The 26,526-nt window shown below is 58.3% G+C and carries 34 protein-coding genes; 30 read left to right on the top strand and 4 right to left on the bottom strand.

What is annotated here, in order from left to right:
- Positions 1 to 137 precede the first annotated feature (137 nt).
- The 29 genes from M2394_RS24775 to M2394_RS24635 all read left to right on the top strand — a co-directional run bounded on the left by M2394_RS24775 (position 138) and on the right by M2394_RS24635 (position 23,072).
- A complete protein-coding gene (locus M2394_RS24775; RefSeq protein WP_259174932.1) occupies positions 138 to 533 on the top strand; it encodes a hypothetical protein in 396 nt (131 codons plus the stop codon).
- A 221-nt stretch (positions 534 to 754) separates the two neighbouring features.
- Positions 755 to 1,099: a phage holin family protein gene (locus tag M2394_RS24770; protein WP_259174931.1), complete on the top strand. Its 345-nt coding sequence runs from the start codon at positions 755 to 757 to the stop codon at positions 1,097 to 1,099.
- 386 nt (positions 1,100 to 1,485) lie between these two features.
- The gene (locus tag M2394_RS24765; protein ID WP_259174930.1) at positions 1,486 to 2,070 is read left to right on the top strand and encodes a terminase small subunit; all 585 of its coding nucleotides are present in this window, start codon (positions 1,486 to 1,488) and stop codon (positions 2,068 to 2,070) included.
- Positions 2,071 to 2,074: 4 nt separating this feature from the next.
- Positions 2,075 to 4,093 carry a phage terminase large subunit family protein gene (locus M2394_RS24760; RefSeq protein ID WP_259174929.1) on the top strand — a complete coding sequence of 673 codons (2,019 nt, stop codon included), beginning with the start codon at positions 2,075 to 2,077 and terminating at the stop codon, positions 4,091 to 4,093.
- A gap of 1 nt (position 4,094) precedes the next feature.
- Positions 4,095 to 4,301: a phage head-tail joining protein gene (locus M2394_RS24755; protein WP_259174928.1), complete on the top strand. Its 207-nt coding sequence runs from the start codon at positions 4,095 to 4,097 to the stop codon at positions 4,299 to 4,301.
- On the top strand, positions 4,301 to 5,782 hold the full coding sequence (locus M2394_RS24750; protein WP_259174927.1) for a phage portal protein: 1,482 nt from the start codon (positions 4,301 to 4,303) through the stop codon (positions 5,780 to 5,782). The genes M2394_RS24755 and M2394_RS24750 overlap by 1 nt, the downstream gene beginning before the upstream one ends.
- Complete coding sequence (locus tag M2394_RS24745) at positions 5,779 to 6,909, top strand: head maturation protease, ClpP-related (protein WP_259174926.1); 1,131 nt, start codon at positions 5,779 to 5,781, stop codon at positions 6,907 to 6,909. The genes M2394_RS24750 and M2394_RS24745 overlap by 4 nt, the downstream gene beginning before the upstream one ends.
- Positions 6,906 to 7,244: a head decoration protein gene (locus M2394_RS24740; protein WP_259174924.1), complete on the top strand. Its 339-nt coding sequence runs from the start codon at positions 6,906 to 6,908 to the stop codon at positions 7,242 to 7,244. Before M2394_RS24745 ends, M2394_RS24740 begins: the two co-directional genes overlap by 4 nt.
- A 60-nt stretch (positions 7,245 to 7,304) precedes the next feature.
- The gene (locus M2394_RS24735) at positions 7,305 to 8,300 is read left to right on the top strand and encodes a major capsid protein (RefSeq protein WP_259174923.1); all 996 of its coding nucleotides are present in this window, start codon (positions 7,305 to 7,307) and stop codon (positions 8,298 to 8,300) included.
- Positions 8,301 to 8,302: 2 nt separating this feature from the next.
- Positions 8,303 to 8,623, top strand: coding sequence for a hypothetical protein (locus M2394_RS24730; RefSeq protein WP_259174922.1), 321 nt, complete (start codon positions 8,303 to 8,305; stop codon positions 8,621 to 8,623).
- Positions 8,620 to 9,279, top strand: coding sequence for a hypothetical protein (locus M2394_RS24725; protein WP_259174921.1), 660 nt, complete (start codon positions 8,620 to 8,622; stop codon positions 9,277 to 9,279). The genes M2394_RS24730 and M2394_RS24725 overlap by 4 nt, the downstream gene beginning before the upstream one ends.
- Positions 9,269 to 9,787 (top strand): hypothetical protein, encoded by a 519-nt coding sequence (locus M2394_RS24720; RefSeq protein WP_259174920.1) that lies wholly within the window; start codon positions 9,269 to 9,271, stop codon positions 9,785 to 9,787. Before M2394_RS24725 ends, M2394_RS24720 begins: the two co-directional genes overlap by 11 nt.
- On the top strand, positions 9,784 to 10,377 hold the full coding sequence (locus M2394_RS24715; protein ID WP_259174919.1) for a phage baseplate assembly protein V: 594 nt from the start codon (positions 9,784 to 9,786) through the stop codon (positions 10,375 to 10,377). The genes M2394_RS24720 and M2394_RS24715 overlap by 4 nt, the downstream gene beginning before the upstream one ends.
- 55 nt (positions 10,378 to 10,432) lie before the next feature.
- Complete coding sequence (locus tag M2394_RS24710; protein WP_259174918.1) at positions 10,433 to 10,639, top strand: hypothetical protein; 207 nt, start codon at positions 10,433 to 10,435, stop codon at positions 10,637 to 10,639.
- A gap of 5 nt (positions 10,640 to 10,644) precedes the next feature.
- Entirely contained in the window at positions 10,645 to 10,971 is a 327-nt protein-coding gene (locus tag M2394_RS24705) for a GPW/gp25 family protein (RefSeq protein ID WP_176995557.1), read from the top strand.
- On the top strand, positions 10,968 to 11,849 hold the full coding sequence (locus M2394_RS24700; protein WP_259174917.1) for a baseplate J/gp47 family protein: 882 nt from the start codon (positions 10,968 to 10,970) through the stop codon (positions 11,847 to 11,849). The genes M2394_RS24705 and M2394_RS24700 overlap by 4 nt, the downstream gene beginning before the upstream one ends.
- Position 11,850: 1 nt before the next feature.
- Positions 11,851 to 12,462, top strand: a complete 612-nt coding sequence (locus M2394_RS24695; protein WP_259174916.1) for a phage tail protein I — start codon at positions 11,851 to 11,853, stop codon at positions 12,460 to 12,462.
- Positions 12,455 to 13,498, top strand: a complete 1,044-nt coding sequence (locus M2394_RS24690) for a phage tail protein (protein ID WP_259174915.1) — start codon at positions 12,455 to 12,457, stop codon at positions 13,496 to 13,498. Before M2394_RS24695 ends, M2394_RS24690 begins: the two co-directional genes overlap by 8 nt.
- Positions 13,499 to 13,510: 12 nt before the next feature.
- The gene (locus tag M2394_RS24685) at positions 13,511 to 13,936 is read left to right on the top strand and encodes a phage tail assembly chaperone (RefSeq protein WP_259174914.1); all 426 of its coding nucleotides are present in this window, start codon (positions 13,511 to 13,513) and stop codon (positions 13,934 to 13,936) included.
- 99 nt (positions 13,937 to 14,035) lie between these two features.
- A complete protein-coding gene (locus tag M2394_RS24680) occupies positions 14,036 to 15,199 on the top strand; it encodes a phage tail sheath family protein (protein WP_259174913.1) in 1,164 nt (387 codons plus the stop codon).
- Between the two features lie 18 nt (positions 15,200 to 15,217).
- Positions 15,218 to 15,721: a phage major tail tube protein gene (locus M2394_RS24675; RefSeq protein WP_259175045.1), complete on the top strand. Its 504-nt coding sequence runs from the start codon at positions 15,218 to 15,220 to the stop codon at positions 15,719 to 15,721.
- Between the two features lie 12 nt (positions 15,722 to 15,733).
- Entirely contained in the window at positions 15,734 to 16,039 is a 306-nt protein-coding gene (locus tag M2394_RS24670) for a phage tail assembly protein (protein WP_259174912.1), read from the top strand.
- A gap of 139 nt (positions 16,040 to 16,178) precedes the next feature.
- Positions 16,179 to 18,635, top strand: coding sequence for a phage tail tape measure protein (locus M2394_RS24665; RefSeq protein ID WP_259174911.1), 2,457 nt, complete (start codon positions 16,179 to 16,181; stop codon positions 18,633 to 18,635).
- A gap of 12 nt (positions 18,636 to 18,647) precedes the next feature.
- Positions 18,648 to 19,493, top strand: coding sequence for a phage tail protein (locus tag M2394_RS24660; RefSeq protein WP_259174910.1), 846 nt, complete (start codon positions 18,648 to 18,650; stop codon positions 19,491 to 19,493).
- Positions 19,468 to 19,674: a tail protein X gene (locus M2394_RS24655; protein WP_176995565.1), complete on the top strand. Its 207-nt coding sequence runs from the start codon at positions 19,468 to 19,470 to the stop codon at positions 19,672 to 19,674. Before M2394_RS24660 ends, M2394_RS24655 begins: the two co-directional genes overlap by 26 nt.
- Positions 19,675 to 19,755: 81 nt before the next feature.
- The gene (locus M2394_RS24650) at positions 19,756 to 20,796 is read left to right on the top strand and encodes a phage late control D family protein (protein WP_259174909.1); all 1,041 of its coding nucleotides are present in this window, start codon (positions 19,756 to 19,758) and stop codon (positions 20,794 to 20,796) included.
- Between the two features lie 83 nt (positions 20,797 to 20,879).
- Complete coding sequence (locus tag M2394_RS24645; RefSeq protein ID WP_259174908.1) at positions 20,880 to 22,070, top strand: acyltransferase; 1,191 nt, start codon at positions 20,880 to 20,882, stop codon at positions 22,068 to 22,070.
- 70 nt (positions 22,071 to 22,140) lie between these two features.
- Entirely contained in the window at positions 22,141 to 22,572 is a 432-nt protein-coding gene (locus M2394_RS24640; protein ID WP_259174907.1) for a lysozyme, read from the top strand.
- A complete protein-coding gene (locus M2394_RS24635) occupies positions 22,569 to 23,072 on the top strand; it encodes a lysis protein (protein WP_259174906.1) in 504 nt (167 codons plus the stop codon). Before M2394_RS24640 ends, M2394_RS24635 begins: the two co-directional genes overlap by 4 nt.
- On the opposite strand, the gene M2394_RS24630 is transcribed toward M2394_RS24635, so the two are convergent.
- Both M2394_RS24630 and M2394_RS24625 read right to left on the bottom strand, forming a co-directional pair.
- The gene (locus M2394_RS24630; protein WP_259174905.1) at positions 23,053 to 23,409 is read right to left on the bottom strand and encodes a hypothetical protein; all 357 of its coding nucleotides are present in this window, start codon (positions 23,407 to 23,409) and stop codon (positions 23,053 to 23,055) included. The two genes, M2394_RS24635 and M2394_RS24630, sit on opposite strands and share 20 nt — an antisense overlap.
- Positions 23,410 to 23,502: 93 nt before the next feature.
- The gene (locus tag M2394_RS24625) at positions 23,503 to 23,712 is read right to left on the bottom strand and encodes a hypothetical protein (protein ID WP_259174904.1); all 210 of its coding nucleotides are present in this window, start codon (positions 23,710 to 23,712) and stop codon (positions 23,503 to 23,505) included.
- Between the two features lie 250 nt (positions 23,713 to 23,962).
- On the opposite strand from M2394_RS24625, the gene M2394_RS24620 reads away from it, so the two are divergent.
- A complete protein-coding gene (locus M2394_RS24620; RefSeq protein WP_259174903.1) occupies positions 23,963 to 24,403 on the top strand; it encodes a hypothetical protein in 441 nt (146 codons plus the stop codon).
- Positions 24,404 to 24,675: 272 nt separating this feature from the next.
- Here the strand turns inward: M2394_RS24620 and M2394_RS24615 are convergent, their stop codons facing one another.
- Positions 24,676 to 25,038, bottom strand: coding sequence for a response regulator (locus M2394_RS24615; protein ID WP_259174902.1), 363 nt, complete (start codon positions 25,036 to 25,038; stop codon positions 24,676 to 24,678).
- Positions 25,039 to 25,061: 23 nt separating this feature from the next.
- Positions 25,062 to 26,504, bottom strand: coding sequence for an ATPase domain-containing protein (locus M2394_RS24610; RefSeq protein ID WP_259175044.1), 1,443 nt, complete (start codon positions 26,502 to 26,504; stop codon positions 25,062 to 25,064).
- Positions 26,505 to 26,526 lie beyond the last annotated feature (22 nt).

Here is a 26,526-nt window from a genome sequence, read left to right as displayed (position 1 = left end):
GATCGTTGATGGTCGTTCACTGCCGATGATGAATTCAAGGCCTATTGGTTGAATTCCATGCAGTCGTCGGCCAGAACGAATATAAATGGATGCTCGAGTGGAGCCAAATTTCCCAATTTAATCATTGAGATGATCACATGGATATATATGTAAAAGTGGTGTTGATTGTTTCGGTTGTAGTTATCGTTGTGGTGCTTCGATCTAGAAAAAAAGCAGCACCCGTCGTATCTAGTGATTGGAGAGAGGGAGAGTTAGAGCAGGTGTTGCAGGCGCAGCCGTCGGTGCCATTGTCGATACAGGCGCCCAAGGTCAGGCTGACAGAGATCCAAAGTGTTGCACTCAACTCTGCCTCCCTTGGTTACGTTCTTTACCCAGATAGTAAGTTTCAGCGCGAAAAAGATGAGTTAGAAACCTACTCACTCAAGACTATCGACTCACTTGTTAAAAGGGGCTTTCTTGAGCTCAACGATTCTGGAGGGTACGTCATTACTCCTGCTGGGAGTGACAGCCTTAGGAAAATAAACGGTTATTGAAAATAATGCTTTTCCGCACGGAATAGATTTGTTTTTATAGCAGCGTGTATTGCTGTGAACGCAGCGAGACGCCTCCAAAACCCGGCCACTGAGTCGGGTTTTTTCTTCCCGTTTTCAAGCCCTGCCACTGAGCAGGGCTTTTTTGTTTTCGGCCCCACGCCTGTCTCCTTGCCTAAAGCGGATGCCAGTGACGTGGAGGCCGACCTATTTGAGGATTCAAGATGAACTCCGAGCATCAGGCACTGACCGATGTACCTCTGTGGTTGTTGGTGCTGCTGAGCCTCGCCGGTTTGTCTGGAGAAATGCTTCGCGCATCTGGTAGTGATTTGGGCCTTCGCCAAATCCTTCAGCGAGTAGCACTGCGCTTTCTTGCTTCTGGCCTGTTGGGTATGGCCACATTGCTGCTTGCAATGGCTCTCTGGAACAACCTCTACCTGGCTGCCGGCCTGGGCATTGTGATCGCTGTGATCGGCGCTGATGTCGCTGGCGGGCTTTACACCCAATTCTTGGCACGAAAAGCCGGTGTTAATGACTCCGTTGTTGGCCGTAATGCAAACGGGCAGTAGCTCGCTGTGCGCCGGAATGGTGCGTCATGGGATGGCCGGGGACCCTGGGGATCTTCGGAGGACACGGGGCATAGAACCCGCGGGAAAACGTTAGCCACAGGGTTTGAAAGTTAGTTGACAGCGGTTGACAGGTTGACAGGATTTGCGTGTAAAAAATTCTCCACATCGGGAACGCTATCAGTAATCCGGAGGGCGGTATTTTCCACGCTCATCCCCCGTAAACACTGGTGTTAGCGTCCTTTTTTGCGCAAGAGGATTTGACAGCGAGCGTCGAAAAAACCGACAGGAAACCACCGAAAATCGCTGTCAACCTTGCCGGGTTAGTTGACAGAGTTAGTTGACAGGACTGGTTGACGAGGTCGACCTGGTTTCAAAAGGGAGGCCACATGACTTTTATGACTCGCAAGCAGTATGGCGAGATGAAGGGATGGTCCAGGCAGTATGTCGGGAAACTGATTCAGTCCAGGCGACTGGTCTTGAACGAATCCGGATTAGTGGACGTTGGCGCGAGCGAAAAGCTGCTGTCCATGACCAGTGATCCAAGCAAGGCAGGTGTTGTTGCGCGTCACAAGCGCGAGCGCTCTCCCAAGGACGTGCCTACGGGCAGTACAGCAGTCGTTACATTGCCGAGCCTCGATGGCTCCGCAATGCTGCAAGTTGGTGATGAGCCTGACTTTCAGAAGTCTCGCGCTATGCGTGAGCATTATTTGGCTCTGCAAGAACAGGCTAACTTTCACCAGCAGCAGGGCTCGCTTGTTTTACGTAAGGCTGTGGAGGACGGCGCATATGGCGCGGGACGTCTGGTACGCGATCAACTGCTTGGTATCGTCGCGCAACTAGCGCCGGAGTTGGCCGTTATGACCGACCCATGGAAAATTGAAAGACACTTGACGGCGGCCATCCGCCGCTCACTAGAAGACGCCGAACGAATTTCTTCAGCGGACCGAGAACACGCCCTGACTCCGAGTTGACCTTATGCTAGCGGAACACCCTGACGGTACAGAACTGTATCGCGAGGCGTATTTCCGTGGCTTGCGTCCGGACCCGGACGTGTGGGTGGATGAGTGGGCTGATGAGTTCATGCGTATTCCGCGTGATACCGGTGCCGCCGAGCCTGGTCAGTACCGCACATCGCGAACGCCCTATGCTCGTGAACCGATGCGCTGTCTGTCGCCTGCCCACCCTTGCAAGCGGGTAGTGACCATGGTCGCTTCCCAGTTGATGAAAACGCAGATCGGCCTGAATTGGATAGGCGGCCTGATCCACATGGCGCCGTCGAACATCCTGGCCCTGCTGCCCAGCCTCGGGTTGGCCAAGCGGGTGTCCTCGCGCATCGGCAAAACCATCAAGGCCACTCCCGTCTTGCGCGAGCGTGTGGCGGCCAATCGGTCACGCGATGCACGCAACACCCTGGACACGAAAGAGTTCGAAGGCGGCACGCTGTATGTGACAACCGCGGGTTCGGCTGCGAACCTTTCGGAGTTGTCCGCTCGCTACATCTACGGCGATGAGATTGATCGCTGGGAGACTGATCTTGGTGATGAGGGTGACCCGGTTGAACTCGCAGAAACCCGAGGCAGTACCTTCGGACGCAATGCCAAGTTCTACTTTTCCAGCTCGCCGACGATCAAGGGCGCGTCGCGCATTTCCGATCTTTTTGAGACCAGCGATCAACGCTATTACTACGTGCCGTGTCCGGACTGCGGTCACCTGCAGGTTTTGGAATGGGAGCGCCTGCACTACTCCGAGGACTACAGCGTGGTGCACTACCAGTGCGCCGGCCCTGGATGTGATGTGCTCATCGAGGAGCATCACAAGGGTGAGATGTTGAGCAAAGGGGAGTGGCGAGCCAACTCAGCGGGTGACGGTGAAACCGTAGGGTTCAATCTCAACGCCCTATACTCACCGCCAGGCTGGACGAGCTGGGCATCGCTGGCAAAGCAGTTCGAAAAAGCGAAAAAGGCCCAGGCCAAAGGCGATATGGAACCTATGCAGGTGTTCTACAACACCCGCTTGGCCAAGGTATGGGACAACGCGCAAGAACAAACCAGCGCCGACGTGCTGCGCAATCGCGCTCGATTGGAAGCCTACAGCCTTGGCTCGATGCCTGACGGCGTTCTGATGTTGACCTGTTCGGTCGATACTCAGCATGACCGCCTTGAACTCATGGTGATGGGCTGGGGTGTCGGTATGGAGCGGTGGGTGATCGATTATCAGGTGATCGCGGGCAACCCTTCGGATGAGCGAACCTGGTTAGCGCTGGATGAGTTGCTTAAGGCTCGTTATCGGCATCCGTGTGGTGCCGATCTGGGGATACTTGCAACAGCGGTGGATTCTGGTGGTAACCACCATGATGAGGTTTACCAATTCTGTCGACTGCGTCGGTGGCGAAACATTTTCGCGATCAAGGGAGCAAGCAAGCGCGGCAGGCCGGTGATTGCGCAGCGGCCATCCAAGGTTGATGTGACGTGGAAGGGCCTGACCGAGCGGCACGGTGCGGAGCTTTGGATTGTCGGCACTGACACGTCCAAGGACTGGATCTATAACCGTTATCTGATTGAGGAAGGCCCAGGCGCACTGCATTTCGCCAATGATTTGCCGGATGATTTTTTCGACCAGTGCGTTGCTGAGCGCAAGGTGACTCGATACGTCAAAGGCTATAAAAAAATCGAGTGGGTCAAAGGCAAAGCTGAGCGTAACGAAGCGCTCGACCTGATGGTGTACTGCTTAGCGATGGCGCATTACTTGGGTATCAATCGTTACCAGGAACACGATTGGGAAAGAGTGAGCCAGGCTGTGTTGAACGCCGGTTCGGAGGCGGTTCAGAGCAAGCCGATTCACGGGGAGCGTATGAGTCGCCCAGTGGGCGCGCCGTCATTGGCTACACCTTCATTGGCGCAACACGAACAACCTGTTGGTCCAGTCGCCCTAGCGCGGCCCGCTGCACCCCCACAACGCCGCATATCCACCAGCGGTTACCTGAAGAGACGTTGATATGTCGTTTACCCCGAAGCACCTCGAAGCCATCGAGCGCGCGATTGCGCGCGGTGAAAAGACTGTGCGCTACAGCGACCGAACGGTGGAGTACCGCTCCATCGACGAACTGCTCAAAGCCCGCGACGAGATTCGTACATCGCTAACCAACGCAGCCGGGCCGCGTTCTCGCTTGGTGCGGCTGACCCACGGAGGCAAAGGACTCTAATGGCCCGACACTATCCGACGCTGACCCGTAACGGATTCCTGCTGCCGTCGAACATCAAGGCCAGTTATGAAGGCGCCGGGGAGGGCCGGCGTTCGGCCAATTGGGAGGCCAGCGACAGCGGCATTAACAGCATCAATACCCCGGCCTTGCGCAACCTGCGCGCTCGTTCGCGGGCGGCAGTGCGCAATGACCCGTACGCGTTCAACGTCATCGACAAACGCGTCAGCAACCTGATCGGCACCGGCATCACGCCCAGGCCGACCACGGATGATGTGGCACTGCGCAAAATCAAACAGCAGCTGTGGGATGACTGGGTTGACGAGGCGGACGCCGATGAGCTGACCGACTTCTACGGTATGCAGGCCCTGGTAGCACGCACCGTTGAAACGGCCGGCGAGTGCTTTGTGCGGCTCCGGCCACGCAGCCCCAGCGAAGGCTTGGCGGTGCCGCTGCAGTTGCAGGCGTTGGCCCCTGAGTTCGTTCCTCACGACAAGTTTGAGATGGCCAAAAACGGCAACGTTATCCGCGCGGGGATCGAGTTCAACCCGGCCGGCAAGCGTGTGGCGTACTGGATGTACTTGTCGCACCCGCGCGACTCGTCGTCGTTGAATGCGGGTTACAACCAGTTGGTGCGCGTTCCGGCAGCACAGGTGTTGCACATCTTCGAACCCATGGAGCCTGGGCAACTGCGCGGTGTGCCGCGTTTGGCACCAGTGTTGAAGCGCTTGCGCAGCTTGGACAACTACGACGACGCGGTGCTGTTTCGCCAGGAAGTGGCGAACCTGTTCGCGGGCTTCATCAAGCGACCACCTCCAGAGGGCGGGCCACTGACACGCAACCCTATGACCGGGGAACCCTTGGTCACCGACCGCGACGGTTTCACGCCGATGGTCGCGCTGGAGCCCGGCACCATGCAGGAGCTAGGCCCTGGGGAAGAGGTGGAGTTCTCCAAACCACCGGACGCCGGCAACAACTACCCGGACTTCATGCGACAGCAGCTGATGGCTGCGGCGGCCGGATCGGGCACGCCTTACGAGATCCTTACTGGCGACATGCGCGAGGTCAATGACCGGGCGCTGCGGGTGGTGCTCAACGAGTTCCGGCGCCGCCTGGAGCAGCTTCAATTCGGCGTGTACGTGCATCAGCTGTGTCGCCCGGTGCGGGCTGCGTGGATGGACATGGCGGTGCTGTCCGGCGCCTTGGTGCTGGAGGACTACGCGCAACGTCGGCGAGAGTACCTGCGCACACGTTGGGTGCCGCAGGGTTGGGCCTACATCCAGCCGGTGCAGGATGTGCAGGCGCGTCAGATGGAAGTGCGGGCTGGCTTTGCCTCTCGCAGCGAGATGGTGCTGCGCACCGGTTACGACGCGGAAACAGTCGACACGGAGAACGCCGCCGACCTCGCCAGAGCCACGGGCCTCGGCCTCAACTACAGCACTCTTGAAGCCATCGAGACGATCGATGACAAGGAACAACCATGAGCAAAAAAGCGAAACCTCGTGTTTATGACAAGGCGGGCAAGCAGGTAACGGTCGCAGACAAGAGCTGGTACACCGTCCAGGCCAGCGGCGAGGCCGAGCAACGCAGCATCGAGATCTTCGTCTACGGCGAAATCGGCGCCTGGGGCATCACCGCCAATCAGTTCGTACAAGCGCTGCACGCCATTGATGACGGAGTATCTCCGGTGATCGTTGCGTTCAACAGCATCGGCGGTGATCTGTTCGACGGCCTTGCGATCCACAACGCGCTGTCGCGCTTGGGCGAGCGTTGTACCGGGCGCATTGATGCGCTGGCGGCCAGCGCTGCCAGTGTCGCGGTGTGCGGCGCTCATCGGGTGGTGATCGCTGCCAACGCGATGTTGATGATTCACAACCCGTACACCTTCACCGTTGGCGATGCCGAAGACTTTCGCCGCGTTGCCGATGTGCTGGACCAGACCCTGGAAGCGATTATCGCGGCTTACAAAGCCAAGGCGCCGGACATCGACGAAGCCGAGCTGCGGCGTATGGTCAACGCTGAAACCTGGCTCACGGCCAACGAAGCGCTGGCATTGGGCCTGGCCGATGAAGTGGGCGATGGCCTCAAGGTCAGCGCTTGTCTCGGCCAGGGCAGCGTGCTGCAGCGTTTTCAGCATGCCCCGCCTGAGCTGCTCGCCCAACTGGATGAAGAGCCGGAAGCCGCCCCACTGGAGCCGGATCCCGTGCCCGTACCGGATGCGGCAAAGCTGGCGCTGATGGTCACGCAAGGCTGCGCAGCAGCAGGCATCAGCAACCTGGTAGAGCCTCTGCTCGCTGCCACCAAGCTTGAGAGCGAAGCGGTGATCCAGGCGGCACTGACCAATGCGAAAGCGTTACATGGCCTCTGTGTCGCAGCACGACTGCCGGAATTGACCGTTGAGTTTGTCACCGCCGGTCTCGACGAGGCCGCAGTTCGTGCGCGCTTGTTCGACAAGCTGGTGAGCAGCGGCGGCACCTTTGAAATAAACAACAGCCTGCCGCTGGACAACGACCCGGCACCCAAGGTCCAGGCCAAGCAGGCCGACCCTCAATCGATCTGGGCTTCCCGTCAGGCGGCGCAGAACGGCAACTCGAAAGGAGCAAAAGCATGAAAATTGAATCGATGCACGCGGGCGAGTTTTTGCTGTCCGAAGGTGCCGGCAATATCTCCCGTGAAGCGATCAACGTCGCTGCCGGTGCCGCCCTGGAGCCGGGTCAGATCCTCGGCCTGGTCACGGCCACCAGCGAGTTCGCGCTGTATCAGCCGACCGCCGAGGACGGCTCCGAGAACGCTATTGCGATCCTCTACGGCCCGCTGGGTGAATCGGACGTTGTTCGTCGCGCCCGTGCCATCGTGCGGCTGGCCGAGGTCAGCGAAGCGCATTTGACCGGCCTCGACCTCGCTGCTGAAAAGGCACTGGGCGTTAATCACATCATCGTCCGTTAAGGCGATCCCCACTTAATTCATCCCGTCGAGTGCGGGATTTTTCGTTTCTGGAGAGTACCCATGGCCGAGATCGCCATTTTTGAAGACGATGCTTTCAGTGTTTCCTCGCTGACCGCTGCAATCAATGACCAGGAATACCTGCCGGGCCGCATCAGCAGCCTGGGTTTGTTCCGTGAAGAGGGCATCAACACCCTGACGGTGCAGATCGAAAAGGACGGCGACACGCTGGCCCTGGTCCCCTCGGGTGAACGTGGCACTTCGGGTCTAGTGGTTGGCGCGACCAAGCGTCAACTGATCCCATTCAATACCATGCACCTGCCTGAGCGCTTCACCATCAAGGCTGATGAGATCCAGGGCATTCGTGCTTTCGGTACGCGCAGTGAGCTGCAGGCGGTGCAGGATGTGGTCAACAAACGCCTGGCGAAAGCGCGCCGCCAGTTGGATGCCACCCACGAATTCCAGCGCATGGGGGCGTTGAACGGCCAGGTGCTGGATGCTGACGGTAAGACCGTGCTGCTGGACATCTATAAAACCTTCGGCGTCCAGCGCAAGAAACTGCCGATGGGCCTGGGCAACCCGGACACTGAGCTGCGTGTGCGCGCCGGCGAAGCGCTCGACATGCAAGAGGATGCGCTGGGCAGCATCACCAGCACTGGCTCTCGCGCCTTCTGCGGCAAGAACTTCTGGAACAAGCTGATCGTCCACAAGTCGGTCAAGGAGACCTACCTCAACACGATGCAAGCTGCATCCCTGCGTGGCGATGCCCGTGAAAGCTTCGAGTTCGGCGGGATCGTCTGGGAGCGCTATCGCGGCAAGGTCGCGGGCATTTCGTTTGTCCACGACGACAAGGCTCTGCTGATCCCCGAGGGCGTGCCTGATTTGTACATCTCGTCGTTCGCACCGGCCGACTACATGGAAACGGCCAACACCCAGGGCCTCCCGTACTACAGCAAGATCGAGCCGCTGGCGTTCAACAAGGGCGTGGCCGGTGAAGCCCAATCCAACCCGCTGCATATGTGCACGCGGCCACTGGCGCAGATCCTGCTGGAAATGTGACCGTGGCCTTCCGAGATCTGATCGAGGACATCGACGACGTGGTCTTCGAAACCCTGGGCGACATCGCCCAGATCGAAGGCCGCGCCGAGCCGCTGCTGGGAATGTTCATGGCGCCATGGACGGCGCCGAAGTTTGGCAAAACCCAAACGGCCATCCGAGAGCCGCGCTTTGAAATTCGCGTGCGTGATTCTGACGGTCTGAGCAAAGGCCTGCGTGTCACTGTCGATCTGCCTGTTCTGGACGGCGGCGGGGAATATGACCTGCTGCAGCTGGAGCCCGGTGGTGACGGCCTGGTGGCACTGATCTTGAGGAAACGTCCATGAGTGTCGGCAGCTACGCACAACACAGGCGCGACGGTGGATTGATCAACATTCAGCCTTCGCTCGCAGATCTGCAGCGCTTTCAGGACTTCGGTCGGCTGGTGCCAAAGGCAGCAGCCGCTGCACAGCGTCGAGCGATCAACAAAACCCTCGGGTGGCTGCGTACCCACATTGCCCGGGCAGTGGGTAAGCAAGAGCGCATCGCTATTGGTGCGGTCCGGCAGCGTTTGCGGGCCTATCCAACCAGTGGCGGTGCAATGCGCGGCAAGCTGTGGTTTGGTCTCAACGCCATCGAGGCCAGTCGGATCGGTCGGGCGCGTCAGTCCGGCAGAGGTGTCTCGGTGGCGGGGCGTCGCTACCAGGGGGCTTTTTACAAGAAGGTCTACGGTAGCAGCGCTGATATATGGATCCGTACTGCCAGCAAGCACTTCAACAGTGAGGACTACCCCGAGGCGACTCAGGGCCGGCGCCGTAGTGGCTTCGTCGAGGAAAGCGACAATCGCTTTCCCTTGGCCAAAGCCAAGGTCTCGCTGGAACAAGCCCGTCCGCACTTTGATGCCTGGATCAAGCGCGCTGATGAGCAGTTGCTGGTGATCCTCGAACAAGAGCTCAATTACGAACTGCAGAAGTACCTGAAGGGGAGCGCTAATGTCCGATGAACCGTTCAGCCTGAGTCAGTTGTATCAGGCTATCGAGCAGCATTTGACGGTGCATCTGTCGGGTGTTCAGTCGGTGGTTTTTTGGCCGGAGATCGAGGAAAACCGAGGCATCCCGTTGCCCTCTGTGTTCCTAGAAATGGCCGAATTTGAGCCGGGCATCGATACCGGTACCGGTGAATCCAGCCTTATCTGTAAGTTTGAGGCCCGGGTGATTGTTGACCCGATCCAGCCCAATCACCACGAGCAGGCCGTGCACCTGGTGTCGCAGCTGGCGGTGCTGCTCCGACAGCAAAGTTGGGGACTTGACGTCAACGTCGCGCAATTTGTGCGGGCGACCCAGGATTGGACCAAGCCTGAGCTGGATGGCTATGTCGTCTGGGTCGTTGAGTGGACTCACCAGGTCTATCTGGGGGTTGAGGTTTGGCCTTTTCCCGAAGAGAAACCGAGCATGCTCAAACTCAACCTGGAAGCTTACCGGGGCAATGATGTTCCTGGCGGTGCGCCATGAGCTGGGCCCAGGGCGAGCATGACCGCATGATCGCCGCGATGATCATGCCGTGCGTGGTGGTCGGGGTGGATCTGATGGCCCCGGCCGTGCGGGTCAAGTCGGGCGATTGGGTCAGTGCCTGGGTGCGCTGGCACAGCCAGGCCGCGGGCAAGGCCCGCCACTGGCGCGCGCCGAGCCTGGGCGAGCAGGGGATTTTATTCAACCCCAGCGGCCAGGCCGGTATGGGTACGTTTGTCCCGGGGTTGTACGGCGGCGCCGGTGCTGCCCCGGATAATCGCGATCACGTCGAGGTGTGGCGCTTCGATGATGGGGGTTCCCTGGTCTATGACTGGGTGGTCAAGAGCTACACCATCACCGTTCCCTCGGGTACGGTGAGCATCAAGGTCGGGGAAACTGAGGCTGACGTTACGGATAACGCGGTGACGGTCAAGTCGGCCAACGTCAAGTTTATTGCTGACGTGGCCATCGAAGGGTCGTTATCCGTAACGCAAGACGTATCGGTCACGGGCGCTTTGCATGCGGTGCAAGACATCACCAGTGCCGGCAAGATCCTCGACGCAGGCGGCAACAGCGCAAACCACAAACACTAGTCGTTCAATTTCACAGGCCCGCCGCGCGCGGGCTTTTTTGTGCCCGGGGGAAACCATGGCCAAGACTTCTGAAACACCAGTCGCCGGCGCCGAGCCAAGCTCAACGTTTCGCGACAAGCTCTACACCTCGCGCACCCTGATCCTGCCCCGCAGCGGCCGCCCTCTGGCGGTTTTCAAGGCGCAGGTAACGGTACAGGCAACGGACGCCGAGGCGCTGGAGTATCTCAAGGCCCATGAGGAATTCGAACTGCTGCAGGAGTGATCTAGATGATCGGAATGGACCGCCACACCGGCCAGCCCATTTCGGGCCTCGCGCGTCTTCGACAGAGCATTGAGGACATCCTGAGCACCCCTCTAGGCAGTCGCCGGCAGCGCCCGGAGTACGGCAGCAAACTGCGCCGGTACGTGGACCTGCCGGTTAACGAGGGTTGGAAGGGGGCCGTTCAGGCCGAGGCGAGCAGGGCGTTGGGGCGCTGGGAGCCGAGCTTGAAGTTGGAGCGCTTGCAGGCTGTCTCTGTCCTGGGCGGGTTGATCAAGATTCAAGTCACCGGTAGCTACCTGGGCGACAGCGTATTTCTAGAGGTAAGTGTATGAGTATCGTTGACCTGTCGGAGTTGCCGGCGCCGGACGTGCTTGAGCCCCTGGACTTTGAAGAGGTGTACACGGAGTCGCTCGGCGTGTTCCGTGGGTTCATGGGCGACAACTGGAGCGCGCCGCTTGAAAGCGATCCTGTGGTCAAGTTGCTGGAAGCCAGCGCCTATGCGCGCATTGGTGATCGTGCCCGGGTGAACGATGCGGCCAAGGCGCTGATGTTGGCCCATGCGATCAGGAGTGACCTCGATCAGCTTGGGGCGAACGTCAACACGCCGCGCCTGGTAATCCAGGCCGAGGATCTGCGCGCGGTTCCACCGGTGGAGAAGATCACCGAAAGTGACGACGCTTACCGCGAGCGCATCCAGATGGCCTATGAGGGCCTGACGACTGCGGGCCCCCGCAACAGCTACAAGCTTCATGCCCGCAACGCGTCGGCCCTGGTGGCGGATGCGTCCGCTGAAAGCCCCGCGCCGGCATGCGTTACGGTAACGGTGCTGGGGCTGGAAGGAGATGGGTCAGTCGGCCCCGATTTGCTGGCCGTGGTTGCAAAGGCCGTCAACGATGAAGACGTCCGGCCGCTGGGCGACCGGGTGATGGTGCAAAGCGCCCAGGTGCTGCCGTATCGGATTGATGCAGTGCTGTACATGAAGGGCCCGGGCCCTGAAAGCGCTGTAGCGCTGGCCGAAGCTGAAAGGCGCCTGGCGGCCTGGATCAACCCACGCAAACGCCTGGGCGTTGAGGTGGCGCGCTCTGCTGTAGACGCGCAGCTCCACGTACCAGCGGTTTCGCGGGTCGAGTTGATCGGCTGGCAGGATCTGGCGCCTACAGAGGCACAGGCGGCGTTCTGCACGGGTTACAGCGTCAAGCTGGGGGAGTGATATGAAAAGCCTACTCCCGATCAATAGCACACAGCTGGAGCGTGCCATTGAGGCGGCGAGTACGGATCAAACCGTGATCCCGCTGCGCTCGCTCTACAACCCAATGACGTGCCCCGTTCATTTGCTGCCCCACCTTGCGTGGGCCTGGTCTGTCGATCGCTGGGACGATCGTTGGTCCGAGGCGGCCAAGCGCAACGCGGTACGGGCGTCGTTTTATATCCACTCACGCAAGGGAACCATCGGCGCGCTGCGCCGCGTGGTCGAGCCGCTTGGCTATCTGCTGGAGGTGATCGAGTGGTGGCAGACGGTGCCCGAAGGCCCGCCCGCGACGTTCGCCTTGCGGGTTGGCGTACTCGACACCGGCATCACTGAGGAAATGTTCGGTGAGCTTGAGCGCCTGATTGACGACGCAAAGCCCGTCAGCCGACACCTGACCGGCCTCGACATAACGCTAGAAACGCGCTTGAACGCCTATGCCGGCTTCGCTGTTTATGACGGTGATGAGATTGACGTTTACCCCTGGGCCAACCCGGATATCGACGTGGTAATCCAGGGGCGCACGGGCGTTGGCGAATACACCCTCGACGAACTGGATGTGTACTCACATGGTTGATAAAAACTCTATTTTTGGCGGCATGCTCACCACGCAGGGGGCCGCCAAGAAAACCAACTGCGATGCCCTCGGGATCCCGTGGGAGCCGCGTTACATGTTGATCGGTGATGCGAACGGCATCGACCCGGTACCCAACCCTTCACAAACCAAGCTGGTCAATCAGGTCCACCGCGCCCAAATCAATCAGCTGCGGGTGTCACCCACTGACGCCAATGTGCTGATTGCTGAGGTGGTGTTGCCACCTGACGTGGGCGGCTGGTGGGTGCGTGAGCTGGCCCTTGAAGACAAGGACGGTGTGTTTTCTGCGGTGGCCAACGCGCCGCCGAGTTACAAACCGGTGCTGGCCCAGGGCTCGGGGCGTAATCAGGTGGTGCGCATGCACATCATCACCAGCGGCACCTCGAACATTCAGCTGAAGATTGACCCGTCGGTGGTGCTGGCAACGCGTCAGTACGTCGATGAGGCGGTTGGTGGGCTTCTGCCGGCGAACAAGCCCGCAGGGACTTACACCAAAGTCACGGTCAATGACCGGGGTGTTTTCGTGTCTGGATCTAACCCGACCACGCTGGCGGGGTACGGCATTACAGATGCTTTCACCAAGGAGCAAGTCGAAGCGTTGGTGGTGCAGGCGACCGAGAAGAAGGCGGGTACAGCCAAGATCGCTACTCAGGCTCAAGCTCAGGAGGGAGTGGCTGACGATGTGATCGTCACACCTAAGAAAATGCGCTGGGGATTTTCGTGCAGCTTTGGCGTTAATAGTTACATCACCCTACCTTTTTGGCTCGGCAGTTGGATCGTCCAATACGGCAAGGCCACGGCCAATACGGCGAACGGCAGGCTCGCGACCTTCCCACTTGAGTTTCCAAATGCGTGCCGGTTCGCATGTCCAGGTGAGGTGAGCAGCCCCGGTGCCGCCGCTGAGTACGTGCAGATCGTGTCTACGGATAAGACCGGGCTCAACGGTGTGACTTACACCAATATCGCCGGGCCTACTGTAGGTAGTTTGACGTTCGGCTGGTTGGCGATTGGTGACTGACTTGGAGGCAGTATGAAACGCTTTTACTCTGCGCAAACGGGGTGCTGCTACCTCGATAAGTTGGGGAAAATTCCGGCTGACGCCGTTGAGATACCCGACGCAATTTATGATGCCGTCATCAGGAACCCCACGCCGGGCAAGGTACGTTCGCATGACTCGCGAGGCTTGCCGATCTTGGTAGATGCCCCGGAGCCCCCAATTGATCTGGAGTCGCATGAAAGGGTTTGGCGTGATGCTGAGCTGGCTTCGCTTATGTGGTTGCGCGAGCGTCACCGGGATCAGGTTGAAATCTCGGAGCAAACGACGCTGACCGCTGAGGAGTTCGCAGCGCTGCTTATGTATATGCAGGCTCTGCGCGACTGGCCGCAATCGCCGGATTTTCCGGCGACTGATCATCGCCCGGTCGCGCCGTCCTGGATTGCCGATCAAACCCCATAACGCCCCGCACTGACGGGGCGTTTTCTTTTCCGTTACGCGTAACACGAACAACCCTCGGCCTCGCTTATGCGGGGCTTTTTCGTTTCTGGAGATTGCCCTATGAGTTTCTTCCACGGTGTGACCGTCACCAACGTGGACACCGGCGCGCGCATTATCTCGCTGCCGTCGTCCTCGATTATCGGTCTCTGCGACACCTTCACCCCGGGGCCGAAAGCAACGGCCAAGCCTAACCAGGTGCTGCTGATCACCCGCGAAAGCGAAGCAGTGGCGGCCTGGGGCGAAGACGCGGCGATCACGAAATCCATCAAGGCTATCTACATGCGCGCCAAGGCTGTGATCGTGGCGTGCGGTGTCGAGAAGCTGGCGACCCCGGCCTTGCAGACCTCGGCCATCATCGGTGGCGTCCTGGCCGACGGCCAGCGTACTGGCCTACAGGCGCTGTTGGACGGTAAGAGCCGCTTCAATGCCCAGCCCCGTTTGCTGATTGCCCCAGGACATAGCGCAACGCAGGCGGTCGCCACGTCGATGGATGCACTCGCCGGTAAGCTGCGCGGCCTGGCCATCGTCGACGGTCCAAACACTACCGACGAAGCAGTCATTGCCTACGCCAAGAACTTCGGCAGCAAGCGTGTGTTTCTGGTTGATCCGGGTGTGCAGACCTGGGACACGGCTCTGAGCGAGACCGTTGACGCGCCGGCCTCGGCCTGGGTGGCTGGCTTGTTCGCCTGGACCGATAGCGAATACGGCTTCTGGGCCTCGCCGTCGAACAAGGAGTTTGTCGGCATCACCGGGACCACGCGACCTATCGAGTTCTTGGACGGCGACGCGACGTGCCGGGCCAACGTACTCAACAACGCGAACATCACCACGATCATTCGCGACGATGGCTACCGCCTGTGGGGCAACCGGACCTGTTCCAGCGATCCGAAGTGGGCGTTTGTTACGCGTGTGCGCACCCAAGATATCGTCATGGACGCGATCTTGTATGGGCACAAGTGGGCGGTCGACCGCTCGATCACCAAGACCTACGTCAGCGACGTCACCGAAGGCCTGGAGAACTTCATGCGCGACCTGAAGAAACAGGGCGCGGTGATCAACTTCGAAGTGTTCCCCGACGATGAGTTGAACACGGCCAGCCAGTTGGAGCAGGGCAAGGTCACTTGGCGCATTCGTTTCACCGACGTGCCACCGGCTGAAAACCCTACGTTCCTCATTGAAGTCACCAATCAGTGGCTCACCGAAGTGATTGATTCCAAGGCCTAAGGAGGCTTCGCGATGACCATGATTCCCCAAACGTTGTTCATGATGAACATGTTCGTCGACGGCATGAGCTTTGCCGGCGACGTGCCGACCTTGAGCTTGCCCAAGATGAAAATCAAAACCGGCGAGTACCAGGGCGGCGGTATGGATGCTCCCATTGATATGGATCAGGGCATGGAAAAGCTGGAGGCGTCTTTCAGCACCAAGGGCGTCCGCGCGGCAGCGATGAAGTTCTTTGGCCTGGCCGATCAGACCGCGTTCAACGGTGTATTTCGGGGCTCGTTCAAGGGCCAGAAGGGGCCCACCACTGCGGTAGTCGCCACGATTCGCGGCATGCTCTCCGAGCTGGACCCTGGCGAGTGGAAGCCGGGCGGCGACGCTGAATTCAAGTACGCCGTCAGCGTCAGCTACTACAAGCTGGAAGTCGGTGGCGTGCGCATGTTTGAAATCGATCCTGTTAACGCGGTTCGCGTCATCAATGGCGTTGACCAACTCGCTGGCGTTCGCCGCGACCTCGGCCTGTAAGGAAAGCAACTCATGGCTCAAGACACCGAAAAAAAACCGGAATGGCTGACCGTTAGCGCGGACTCGGCAATCATCAAGCTGTCCAAAATCGTCAAGGTCAATCAGGTCGACACTGATCAGTTGACCATGCGTTCCCCGACCATTCGCGAGGTTCGCAACGCGACAAAGGCCGCGCCTGGTGACGAGGAGCAAATCGAACTGATCCTGTTCGCCAGCCTGACCGACGCAGGCGCAAATGATCTGGTGGAACTGAGCGTGCGTGACTACAAACGCCTTCAGGTTGGTTATTTTCGCCTGGTGCGCGAGGACCGGGTTTAACGAGGAAATACAGAGAAAGTTGGCTCAGCGGCTGGCCCGGGAAATGTCTTTCTCGGCCAGCGAAATCGAGAGCATGTCTTTCTCTACGATGATCTGGTGGCTCAAGGAGTGAGCCGCCCGGACCTTTTCGGAGTGACCCATGGCGAACAATCTTGCGCTGGGCGTAGTCATCGGTGGCGCGATCAGTTCAACCGTCGGCGCTGCCTTCAAGGACGTCGAAGGGCGAATCAAAAAACTCAGTGATCAGGGTTCGAAAGCCCGGGTACTGCAAAGCACCATTGGCGACACCATCCGTTTGCGGGATGAGTGGAAAAAAGCGCATGACAGCGGATCCGCTTCAGCAGATGGCCTGCTGAAAAAACTGGAGTCCAACCTCAAGACCCTGAAGGAGCAGGGCGTCGAGGTCGGCAAATTGCGTAATGAGTACCAGAAGCTCGGCCAGGTGGCCCGTGGGGCTGAGCTGAAAGCGCTTGGTCATACCCAAATCCAGCAGGGCAAGGAAGGGCTAAAGGGCTCGCTCGGCCAGGCTACAAAGCTGACAGCGGCAGTCGCCATTCCCACCAAGATATCCGGCGACTATCAGGCGCAAGTGCGCCAGATGTCGCTATGGGCGCATACGGCCGGCACTGAAGACGAAGGCAAGATGTCGCAGATGGTTTCGACCATCGCGGATGACAAGGGCATGAGTCGCCAGCTGCTGGCCAAAGCGGTCGGCGGCCTAATCGAAAAGGGCGTTGACTGGCAGGAGGCCAGCGAATACGCCGGCCAAATTGCCGACTTGATCGACGGCCAGGGCATGGAAGCTGAAACCATCGCGACCTTGATCAACTCGTTCAAGGAGGCCGGTGTCAAGAAAGAGGACATGGCCGGCATGCTGGGCCAGGTGGCGGCGGCAGGCGATATCGGCGCCTTCGGCCCCAAGGACATGGCACGTTATCTGCCCGCCATGCTCGGCAACATCAAACGCCTGGGCATGGAAGGCCCGGAGGCAGTGCGCTTTCTGGGGGCCAGTTTGCAGTCGCAATACTCGCAAACGCAGGACTCTGCGGCCGCTGCAACGAACATGAACAACCTGTTGAACGCGGTGATCAGCAGCACCAGTCAGGAGCGCTTCGCCAAGGAAGGCTACGACCTGGCCGGCTCTATTCTGGCTGCGACGAAAAGCGGCAAGGCGGCCAATCCGGTCGACGCCTTCATCATGCTCAGCCAGGAAATGATCAAGCGTCAGGATCCCGCGAAGGCCAAGAAGATCGAGGCCCTCAAGGCCAAGATCAAGGCGGCGGCGGATGGCAGCGCCGAGGAACAGCAGGCCATGGTGGCCCTGACTGAGGCGGCCGGCCTGGCCAACATCGTCAGCGATCAGAGTGCCAGTGCGGGTTTGCTCGCGCAAATCAAATACGGCGACAAGATCAAGGCCGATATGGTCACGATCAAGGACACCGACGGTAAGACCAAGATCGAGGCCGACGCGGCCAAGGCCCGGGAGACCTCCAATCGCAAATGGTCGGCAGCCACGGCAGGCATGGAAGCGTCCATGATCAGCTTGGGTGATGGCCTGCGGCCGCTGACCGACAAGGTGGCGGATGGCTTGGGTAAGGTCGGCTATGCACTGGCTGACCTGGCCAACAAGTATCAGCCCGTAACGGCGGTGATTGCCGGTGTGGCGGCCGGTGCAGTCACGTTGGGCGCGGCCTTGAGTGCGCTGAAGATTGGCCGAGGGCTGTTGAACATCGGCCGTGGGTCGCTGATGGGCAACCCGAACATTCCTCAAAAGGTGATCGTGACCAACCTTCCTGCAGGCGGTTTGGGTGGGCTCGATGGTGGTATTGACGGCGGGAAGGGCGGGAAGGGCGGGAAGGCGGGTGGTCGCGGTTTGGGCTTGCCCAAGGGCGCGAAGCTGCCTGCGGCCCTGGCGGTCATCGAGGCGGGTTTCAAGGTCAAAGGCATCTACGACAACGCCACTACCCAGGATGAAAAGGCAGAAGGCTACGGTGGGGCGGTTGGGGGCTTGGCAGGCTCACTCGCAGGCGCCGCCGCTGGTGCGGCTATTGGCTCGGTGGTCCCAGTGATCGGCACCGTTGTTGGTGGGTTGCTGGGGGCGTACCTGGGCAGCATGGGCGGCGATGCCCTGGGCGGATACCTGGGTAAGTCATTCTTTGGTGGCGATGATGGGCTGAAGAAAATGCCGGACGCCGGGCCGCTGATGATGGCCAATGCCGGCAAGGACATCCCGCCTGTGATGGGCGGTATCGCGGCGTCCTTTGCGCCCAAGGGCACTGGCACCAGCACGCTGTTGATGCCGGGGGCGGTGAAAACGCCAGGCCCAGTGGGTGGCGACGTGGTGCGCTCACTGGCCTCACAACCGACATCGAGCACGCCCGGGGCGCTTTCGCTGATGGCAGTGCCGGCCAAGCCGCCGGCGCCGAAGATCGAGCAGAAGGTTGATATCAGCGCGCCTATTCAGGTGACGGTGCAAGGCGATGTGAAGGATCCGGCACAGCTTGCCCGTGAGCTTCAGCCATACATCGCACAGCAGCAGCGCGAAATCACTCAGCAGCTGGAGAGCCGCAAGCTCTACGACGACTCGCACCTTTGATCTGGGGGATTTATGGGCTACATGGAACAGTTGCAATCAAGCGTGAAGTATCTGGCTGCGGCGGGTGAAACCGGCCGCCGTAGCCTCGATGGGGTGATTGGGCCAGTGGACGGCGCAATCAGTGAGCTGAGCGGCGCCGCGTCTGAACTTGAGGGTGTGCCCTTTGTGGGCCCGGCCGTGGGTGAAAAGCTACAGCGCGTTATGCGTGGCGTTACGGCCGCCCAGGCGAAGGTTGGCCAGGTGGTGTCGGTGTACAGCGCGGCAACCCGGGCGGCGTCTCAGATTGATGAGCGCCTGGGTGCACTGAAGGAGCAGGCCGGCCGGGCAGCATCGGTGATCAACAGTCTTGCCGGCAAGGCCAGCCCCTCTCTGGCGGGCATTGTTCCGACCGGGGCCTTCGCAACTGATGCCACGCCGGCGCCTGAAGCGGTAAAGCCCTTTCCGCATCTGATGATCATGCAGCCGCGTGATCCGAAGCAGCCGCCGTACTTCTTCAACCTCGACACGGCGGCCTTTGATGAGCTGCGGCGTTCGTCAGCCTTTCGCTGGGCCTCCCAGGAGCGCCTCACGCGTCGGCCGGCGCAACAGGCCATCGGTATGGGGGAGGAGAAGTTGACGCTTAAGGGCGCCATCTTCCCGAGCTTCAAGGGCGGTCTTAAGCAGCTTGAGACCCTGCGCAGCCTGGGGGCCAAGTTGCAGCCCCTGACGCTGACCACCGGCTATGGCGACGTGCTGGGTACCTGGTGCATGACCAGCGTTGACGAAGAACAAAGCGCGCTGCTGGCTGGCGGCATCCCGCGTAAGCAAGGTTTCACCCTGGAGTTTGTGCGCTATGGCGACGACATGCAGAACGTCTGATGGGGATCTGCTGGATACCATCTGCAACAACTACTACGGGCACCTTGTCGGCACCGTGGAGGCCGTGCTCGATGCCAATCAAGGCCTGGCCGATGAGGCCCAGCCGTACAGGGCCGGCGTGCTGATTGTACTGCCGGACATGCCGGCGCCGACTGAAGAAGTTGTGATGCTTTGGGATTAGCCAGGCCTGGCCGTCCTTCCTTCCCGTTACGCGTAACTGCCGTCAACATTCCCCCGCGTTGGCGGGGTAACAGGGTGAACCATGACCCCTCGCTTTCGCGTCGTTGCAGACGGTAAAGACATTACCGCGCTGATCAATGACCGCCTGTTGTTGCTGAAAACCACTGACAAGCCCGGCATGGAGTCGGACGACTTTGAGCTACGCATTGATGACCGTGACAGCGCCGTGGCGCTGCCAAAGCGCGGTGCCGGCATTGAGATCTACATGGGCTACGCCGAGACGTCCATGGTGCGCCTGGGGCGTTACATGGTGGATGAAGTCGAGATATCCGGCCCGCCTGACACCATCGTCGTGCGCGGCAAGGCCGGTGACATGCGCGGCACCGGCAAGACCGTGCGTAGCGGCAGCTGGGAAGACGTGCCGCTGTCCAAGATCGTGGCCGACGTGGCCGCCCGTAACGGCTGGACACCGGTGTGCAACGTCTCAACGAACGTGCCCCGGGCTGACCAGCTCAGCGAGTCCGACTTCAACTTCATCACGCGCATTGCCAAGCAGCACGACTGCACGGCCAAGGTGGCGGATGGGAAGCTGATTGTCATGACGCGCGACGGCGGCACCAGCGCGAGCGGTAAAGCCTTCGGCGCCGTCACCATCACACGCCGAGACGTCAGCCGGTGGCAATTTCGCCTAGGTGACCGCAACGCGCACAAGGCGGTGGCCACCAAGCACCAAGACAAGAAAACCGGCGAGCTGAAGCTCATCAGCCTGGATAACGCCGATGTGCCCGATGGGCTGCCATCGGTTCACACCGACCGGCATATCTATCCCAACAAGACTGCAGCAGAGCAGGCGGCTAAGGCCCGGCTGACAGCGTTCAATCGGTCCTCGGCCGGGGTTCGCCTGGAAATGCCTGGGCGCACTGATCTGTTTGCCGAGCGATCCGTTAGCGCCAAGGGCTTCAAGGCCGGCATTGATGGTGAGTACCTGGTCGACTCGGTAGAGCAGGTGTTCACTCAGGCGGGCTGGTCCACCACCGTTGAGTGCAATGGCGGCAAGAAAGGGAAGGCCAGAGCCAAAGCCAAGAAGAAAAAGTCCAAAGAGGTCAAGGTTCTGGAGCTTTGACGTCGTAACGTGTTGGCTAATCAATGGCGCTTATATGAAATTGGTTTGTATTTGCCAGCTCGAATCAAAGATGGGATTTGGCAATGGTGTGGCTTAACTACGGTGCGTCCGGTAAGATTCGCGGCTTTGGAATTTTGCCTTCAGGGAAGATTGGTTTGTCTACTAAAAATGAAATACTCCCGCTAACTGGGCTTAGGTTTGTAGCGGCATTGTATGTATTCCTTTTTCATTTCGAGCTTAGTTGGCCGTTTTCTCCGGGTGGCATCGTTGGGCATGTAATAGCCCAAGGCGCTGTGGGGATGTCAGTTTTCTTTGTGCTGTCTGGGTTTCTTCTCGCTTATCAGTATTCAGGAAGATACGAAGATAAAAAAAGCTATTTTGTTCGGCGATTGGCTCGGATCTATCCTATCTATGTGTTGGCTGCGCTGAGTACTTTGCCTTGGATATTCGGCAGTCAGGTAGGCGCAGTTAAGTTGCCTGCATGGGATACATTTGTTCTTGTTGTAACAAACATATTCGTGCTTCAGGCTTGGGTGCCAAGCTACTTCAAGTTTTGGAATAACGGTGGAAGTTGGTCTATCTCGGTTGAGATTTTTTGCTATGCGATGCTTCCATTTATTGCACCCTGGATGGCGAGGTTGTCGAATAAGAAGCTAGCAGCGTTCGCGGTGCTGGTGTACCTCTGTTCGGTGGCTCCGGGACAGCTGGGGCGAGTGTGGCCGGACCTTTCGATGCCTTTCTTCTATGCTTTACCTGCGTTTCGGCTACCTGAGTTTCTTTTAGGTGTTTGCGGGTTTTTGGCTGTTCAGAGAGGCTTTCGGCTGCCTTATCCCAATTTAGCGGTTGTTAGTGTTTTGCTAGCATTCGTAGTGCTAATAAACTTAAGAAGATTTGGGTTGCCCTACATTGGCTATAATTGGTTTGTGCTACCGGTGATTGTTGTACTGGTTGTAGGGCTATGCCAGTCCGATGGGCGTATATCAAGGTTGCTTTCAAATGAGTGGTTTGTATGGCTTGGGAAAATAAGTTACTGCTTTTATTCTTTTCAGGCGCTCGTGTTGCTGTTGTTGGTGACGTTTCGCAGTGACTTGATTGAGGCTTTTCCCTTGCTTGAAATTAACTGGCTGCTGTGCGTTTCTGCATTTATTGTTCTCGTGGTTTTGTCGGCGCTTGGTCATCACGTTATTGAAGAGCCTTGCCGAAGAAAGATACAGCAGTGGGCAGACGCCCGAGGTAATAAGAGGGCAGCTAAAAAAGCGTCTTATGCTGTTTGATATTTGAATAGATTTTTTACTATTGAAAATGCCCGCCATTGAGCGGGCATTTTATTGTCTGGAGAAAAGCATGCGCACATCACAAAAAGGCGTGAGCCTCATCAAGTCGTTCGAAGGATTACGCCTCAAGTCCTACCAAGACTCGGTTAGCGTCCGGACGATCGGTTACGGCGCGACACGCGGAATCACCTCCGGTATGACGATCACCAACGAGCAGGCCGAGCGGATGCTGATGAACGACATTGGGCGGTTTGAGCCTGAGATCGAGCGTTTGGTCAAGGTGCCGTTGAATCAGGCGCAGTGGGATGCGCTCATGAGCTTCACCTACAACCTGGGCGCCGCTAACTTGAGCTCGTCGACCCTGCTGAAGCTGCTGAATGCCGGCGACTACGCCAGCGCGGCAGAGCAGTTTCCGCGCTGGAACAAGGCCGGTGGCCAGGTGCTGGCCGGCTTAACCAAGCGGCGCCTGGCCGAGCGGGCGATGTTCCTGGGGGCAGCATGACGACCGGGCAGATCTTGGCCTCCCTCCTGCTGGCGATGGTGATCGCAGCAGCTGGCACCTGGCAGGTTCAGGATTGGCGGATGGGCAAGCAGCTAGCCGAGCAGGCAGGCCTGCACAAAGATGACCTTGCAGCAATCAGTAGTGCTGCAGCGGCCCAGGCCCGCACCGAGCAGCAAAAGCGCCTGGCCACCGAGCAGAAGCTCGCCGCCCAGGACCAACAACACACGAAGGAATTATCCGATGCACAACGCAGCCAGGCTCTTCTGCGCGATCGCATTGCCACTGCTGATGTTCGGCTGTCAGTCCTCCTCGCCGAAGATCCAGCCAGTGGTTGCGACGTGCCTGCCGCCGCCGACGCCGTCGGCGTGGTTCATGCGGCCCGTCGCGCCCAACTTGACCCCGCGCATGCTAAACGAATTATCGCCATCACCGATGCCGGCGACCAAGGATTGATCGCGCTTCGGGCGTGCCAAGCGTACGTCAGGGCTGTCGCCCCCTGAATACTTTCAGCTCCATAAGCAACCGCTGGTTCTCCCTGAACAGGTGGTCGCGCTGCTCGGTAACAAGATCGATGGTACGAAAGCTCAAATTGTCAGATTTTTCATTTCTAATGGATGAACTGCGCTCGAGGGCTTCCCTCAGCTTTGCCTCTGCCGAGGTTTTTCCGGCAGCAAGCAGGTCATTCATCTGGACCAGGCCGGCGACGTTGGCTCTCGCCTTGCGCAGCATGGCCACGGTCTGGGTCAGTTCGTCCTCAAGCATGGCGCACTGGTGCTGGTACATTTCTAGAGGCGTAGGGCATCCGAGCCACTCGCAGGTGTCTTGATCGATGGGCATGGTATAGAAGCTCGAATACTGTATGTGCATGCAGTAATCGAGGTTTGGGCGTGACGCGATTTGAGGCGACGAGCAGCACACTATTTCCGATGATCAGTCGGGCGCCATCAGCACTGCGAGTGCGAGCTTAATGAACTCTTCATTTTCATCGATGGCGGACAGGGCGCCGCGGACGTTTTCAGCTACATCAGCGGAGCCGCGCTGCTCAACCCAGTTGGAAATCTCCATGATGGATGCTTCCAGGGCCAGCTGGTTTTCGTAGAGCTTGGAGAGTAGGGAAGGGAGCAGGTCTGAGTTGGGCATCGGCGTTCCTCTGGTGGAGTGAACAGCGTAGCAGTTGGCGATGGGGAGCCCACTCCAAGGTCGTGAGTGCCCACTCTCGACCTTGAGCCGCCCTTCGCGAAAGGCGGCAATCGGCCAAAAGCGGACGTCGAGCATTCCCCAGACCGTGTGCAAATCGCTCCTTAGAATGATCGACAACGCCTTAACGGCTAAGTAACGTTGCCTCAAGGCGGGCAATGGATGAGACCGGCGGCGTAGATGGAGGGTCAGCATGCAAGGCAAGCTAATTTATGAATTAACTGAGGAAGACTTCCGAGAGCACGGTGTCTGGTATTTCCCGATGGACGATGATGACTGGGAAATTGTTCGCCCCTGCCTGGAAGAGTGCGATACGACTGTGCTGGTGAGAACAGTTTTTCGCGGCGCTGATGGAGCCAGTTACGCTGGGTATGTGTACTGGAGTCTTACCGACGACATCGGTCATATCCAACCTAACCTGTTTTTACCCGATGGGTCCTCCATGACCTTTTGGGGAGGAGTTCTCAAAGCTGTATGGGAGGACTGGATTCAGGGTGAAGCCACACGCTTGGTTTTTCCGATCACGTTTGAATCCGAGCCTTTGCTTGGAATGGCACAGATGACGGGGCAAATCGACGGACTCTATTATCTTGATGATGACAAGCGCACGCAGTGCTTAACTCCGCCGGTTTAAATTCATTAGCGGACGTTTAGAGCCTATCCGCGAGCGAATTGGATGATTTAGCTAGCGCTATTGAACGATCCGTCCCTGTTTCATTTTAACCGTGCCCAAAGCAGTCTAACTGCAGGAGCTTCTAGGTCCGCTAATGGCCGGTTGCTGCCTGTCACGGCTGACCGCAACCGACTCGAAGCGGCTGTTCATGAGTAAGTTCTGTGGTCCAAAAACGGATACCACGACTATCTATGAAACCCAGGGTGATTCACATTGTTTTGAACGGTTGCCAGCTACTCGGAACTTAAGAGTTTTCTAACCTCGGCGATGATCAAATCGATATTGAATGGCTTTGCCAATACTGCATCAAACAGATCCGATCTCTGCATGCCGATGTGTGCCTGAGCACCGCTCATCAAGATGATCGGCAAATCGTTACCGGAAGGAAGCGCTCGCACAGATGTAGCGAACTCTAGACCGTCCATGACCGGCATCATAAAGTCAGTAATGATTAGAGCAGGCCTTTCTCTATCGAGCACCTCCAGCCCTTTTCGACCATTGCTGGCGGTTACCACCATGAACCCCTCATCCTCCAGTGCGAAGCTGAGAATGTCAGCGATCAAATACTCGTCGTCGACGACCAGGATGGTGGTCATTTCAGTTCAACCCACTCAAAAGCTTAAGAAATTGAACCTGGAGATGACTCAGTGGGAACTGATGGTTCATGTCTTGAAGCCTTCGTCAGGAAAACATCTTTATCATGGATGACTACCTCAAAGCGCGAGGGGTCATAAGAGCTGTCTCGTACTTTAAGAATGGAAAGCGTCCTGCTAAGTTCAGAGTGATTCTCAGAGAAACGCATAAGCATCAGGTTGTCGACGATGCTGGACAGATCAGAGTTTGGCGCGCTTACCTCGGAGCCAAATAGATCGCGCATTTCCCAGGATGCGAATACGGTTACGCCCCTGGATCGCAGCTCATTCATCAGAGCGCTAAAGAAGTCAGTAATCCGTGCGGGATTTGTCGAGACTCGTGTCATACCGCTGAGGCTGTCAATGAAAAGGCGCTTGATGCCCTTTTCTTCAACGATATTCAGCAGTCGTGCGCCCAGCCCATCCAGCAGGCCTTCAGTAGTAGGCTGCCATGCGATGCTTAGGGCGCCGCTGTCCTCCATACCCTTGATATCGATACCCAGTGATTGGCCTTTGAGTCGCAACCGTTGTGGGCTCTCGTAGAAGCCAAAATGCAGTCCTGGTGCATCCACCGTCGACTCGGATATAAATTTGAGACCCAGAGTCGTTTTACCAATCCCGGATGGGCCCATGACCAGAGACACACTGGAACTGTAAAGGCCTCCACCCAATATGCCGTCCAGCGAACCAATGCCACTAGGAATACGCGTCATATCGGCGCTGTCGGGAGCGGACGGATGGCTGTAGAGACTTTCGAGTCGAGGGTAAACCACCAATCCTTCGTCGGTAATCTCACACTCATGAAGGCCTGTCATTGCTCCACTGCCGCGAGTTTTACGCAGTTGAATACGACGTACCGAGCGAGTGCCAAATAGCTCTTCGCCCATTTCAATCACACCATCAACCATGGTGTGCTCAGGGCTGCCATCGTCGAGACGGGAGCTGGTGAGAAATAATACGGTGCAACCAGCGAACGCAGCGTGCCCTTGCAACTCAGAAATGAATTTTTTGGTATCGATATGCGAGTCGGCTTTTGAGCGAGCGTTCAGCAAGCCATCTACCACCATCACTGTGGCTTTTTGCCGGCTTATTTCACGCCGAAGCAGCTTCACAACCTCGTCTAGTCCTTCATTCTCAAGGGTGTCAAACGCACTGACAAACTGAATTTCAGCGCCCACTTTAGAAGCATCGAAAAAGCTCAGAGTGGAAAGAAACTGAAAAAGACGATCGTGTGACTCGGCCAGCAGTGTGGCGACCAGAACCCGACCTCCATTGTTCGCATGATGGAACCCGAGTTGATTGGCTAGGATCGTTTTGCCAGAACCTGGCCGCCCTTGGATTATGTATGAAGCGCCCGCGACCAGCCCTCCCTTGAGCAGAGCGTCGAGCCCTTCGATTCCACTTTGGAGGCGTTTTAGCTTTTCCACGATGCGACCCTGATCTGAAAAACAG

Source organism: Pseudomonas sp. BIGb0164 (assembly GCF_024810135.1).
Taxonomy (GTDB): domain Bacteria; phylum Pseudomonadota; class Gammaproteobacteria; order Pseudomonadales; family Pseudomonadaceae; genus Aquipseudomonas.
Note: the sequence above shows the minus strand (reverse complement) of the source record. Positions and strands in the feature narration are given on the sequence as shown.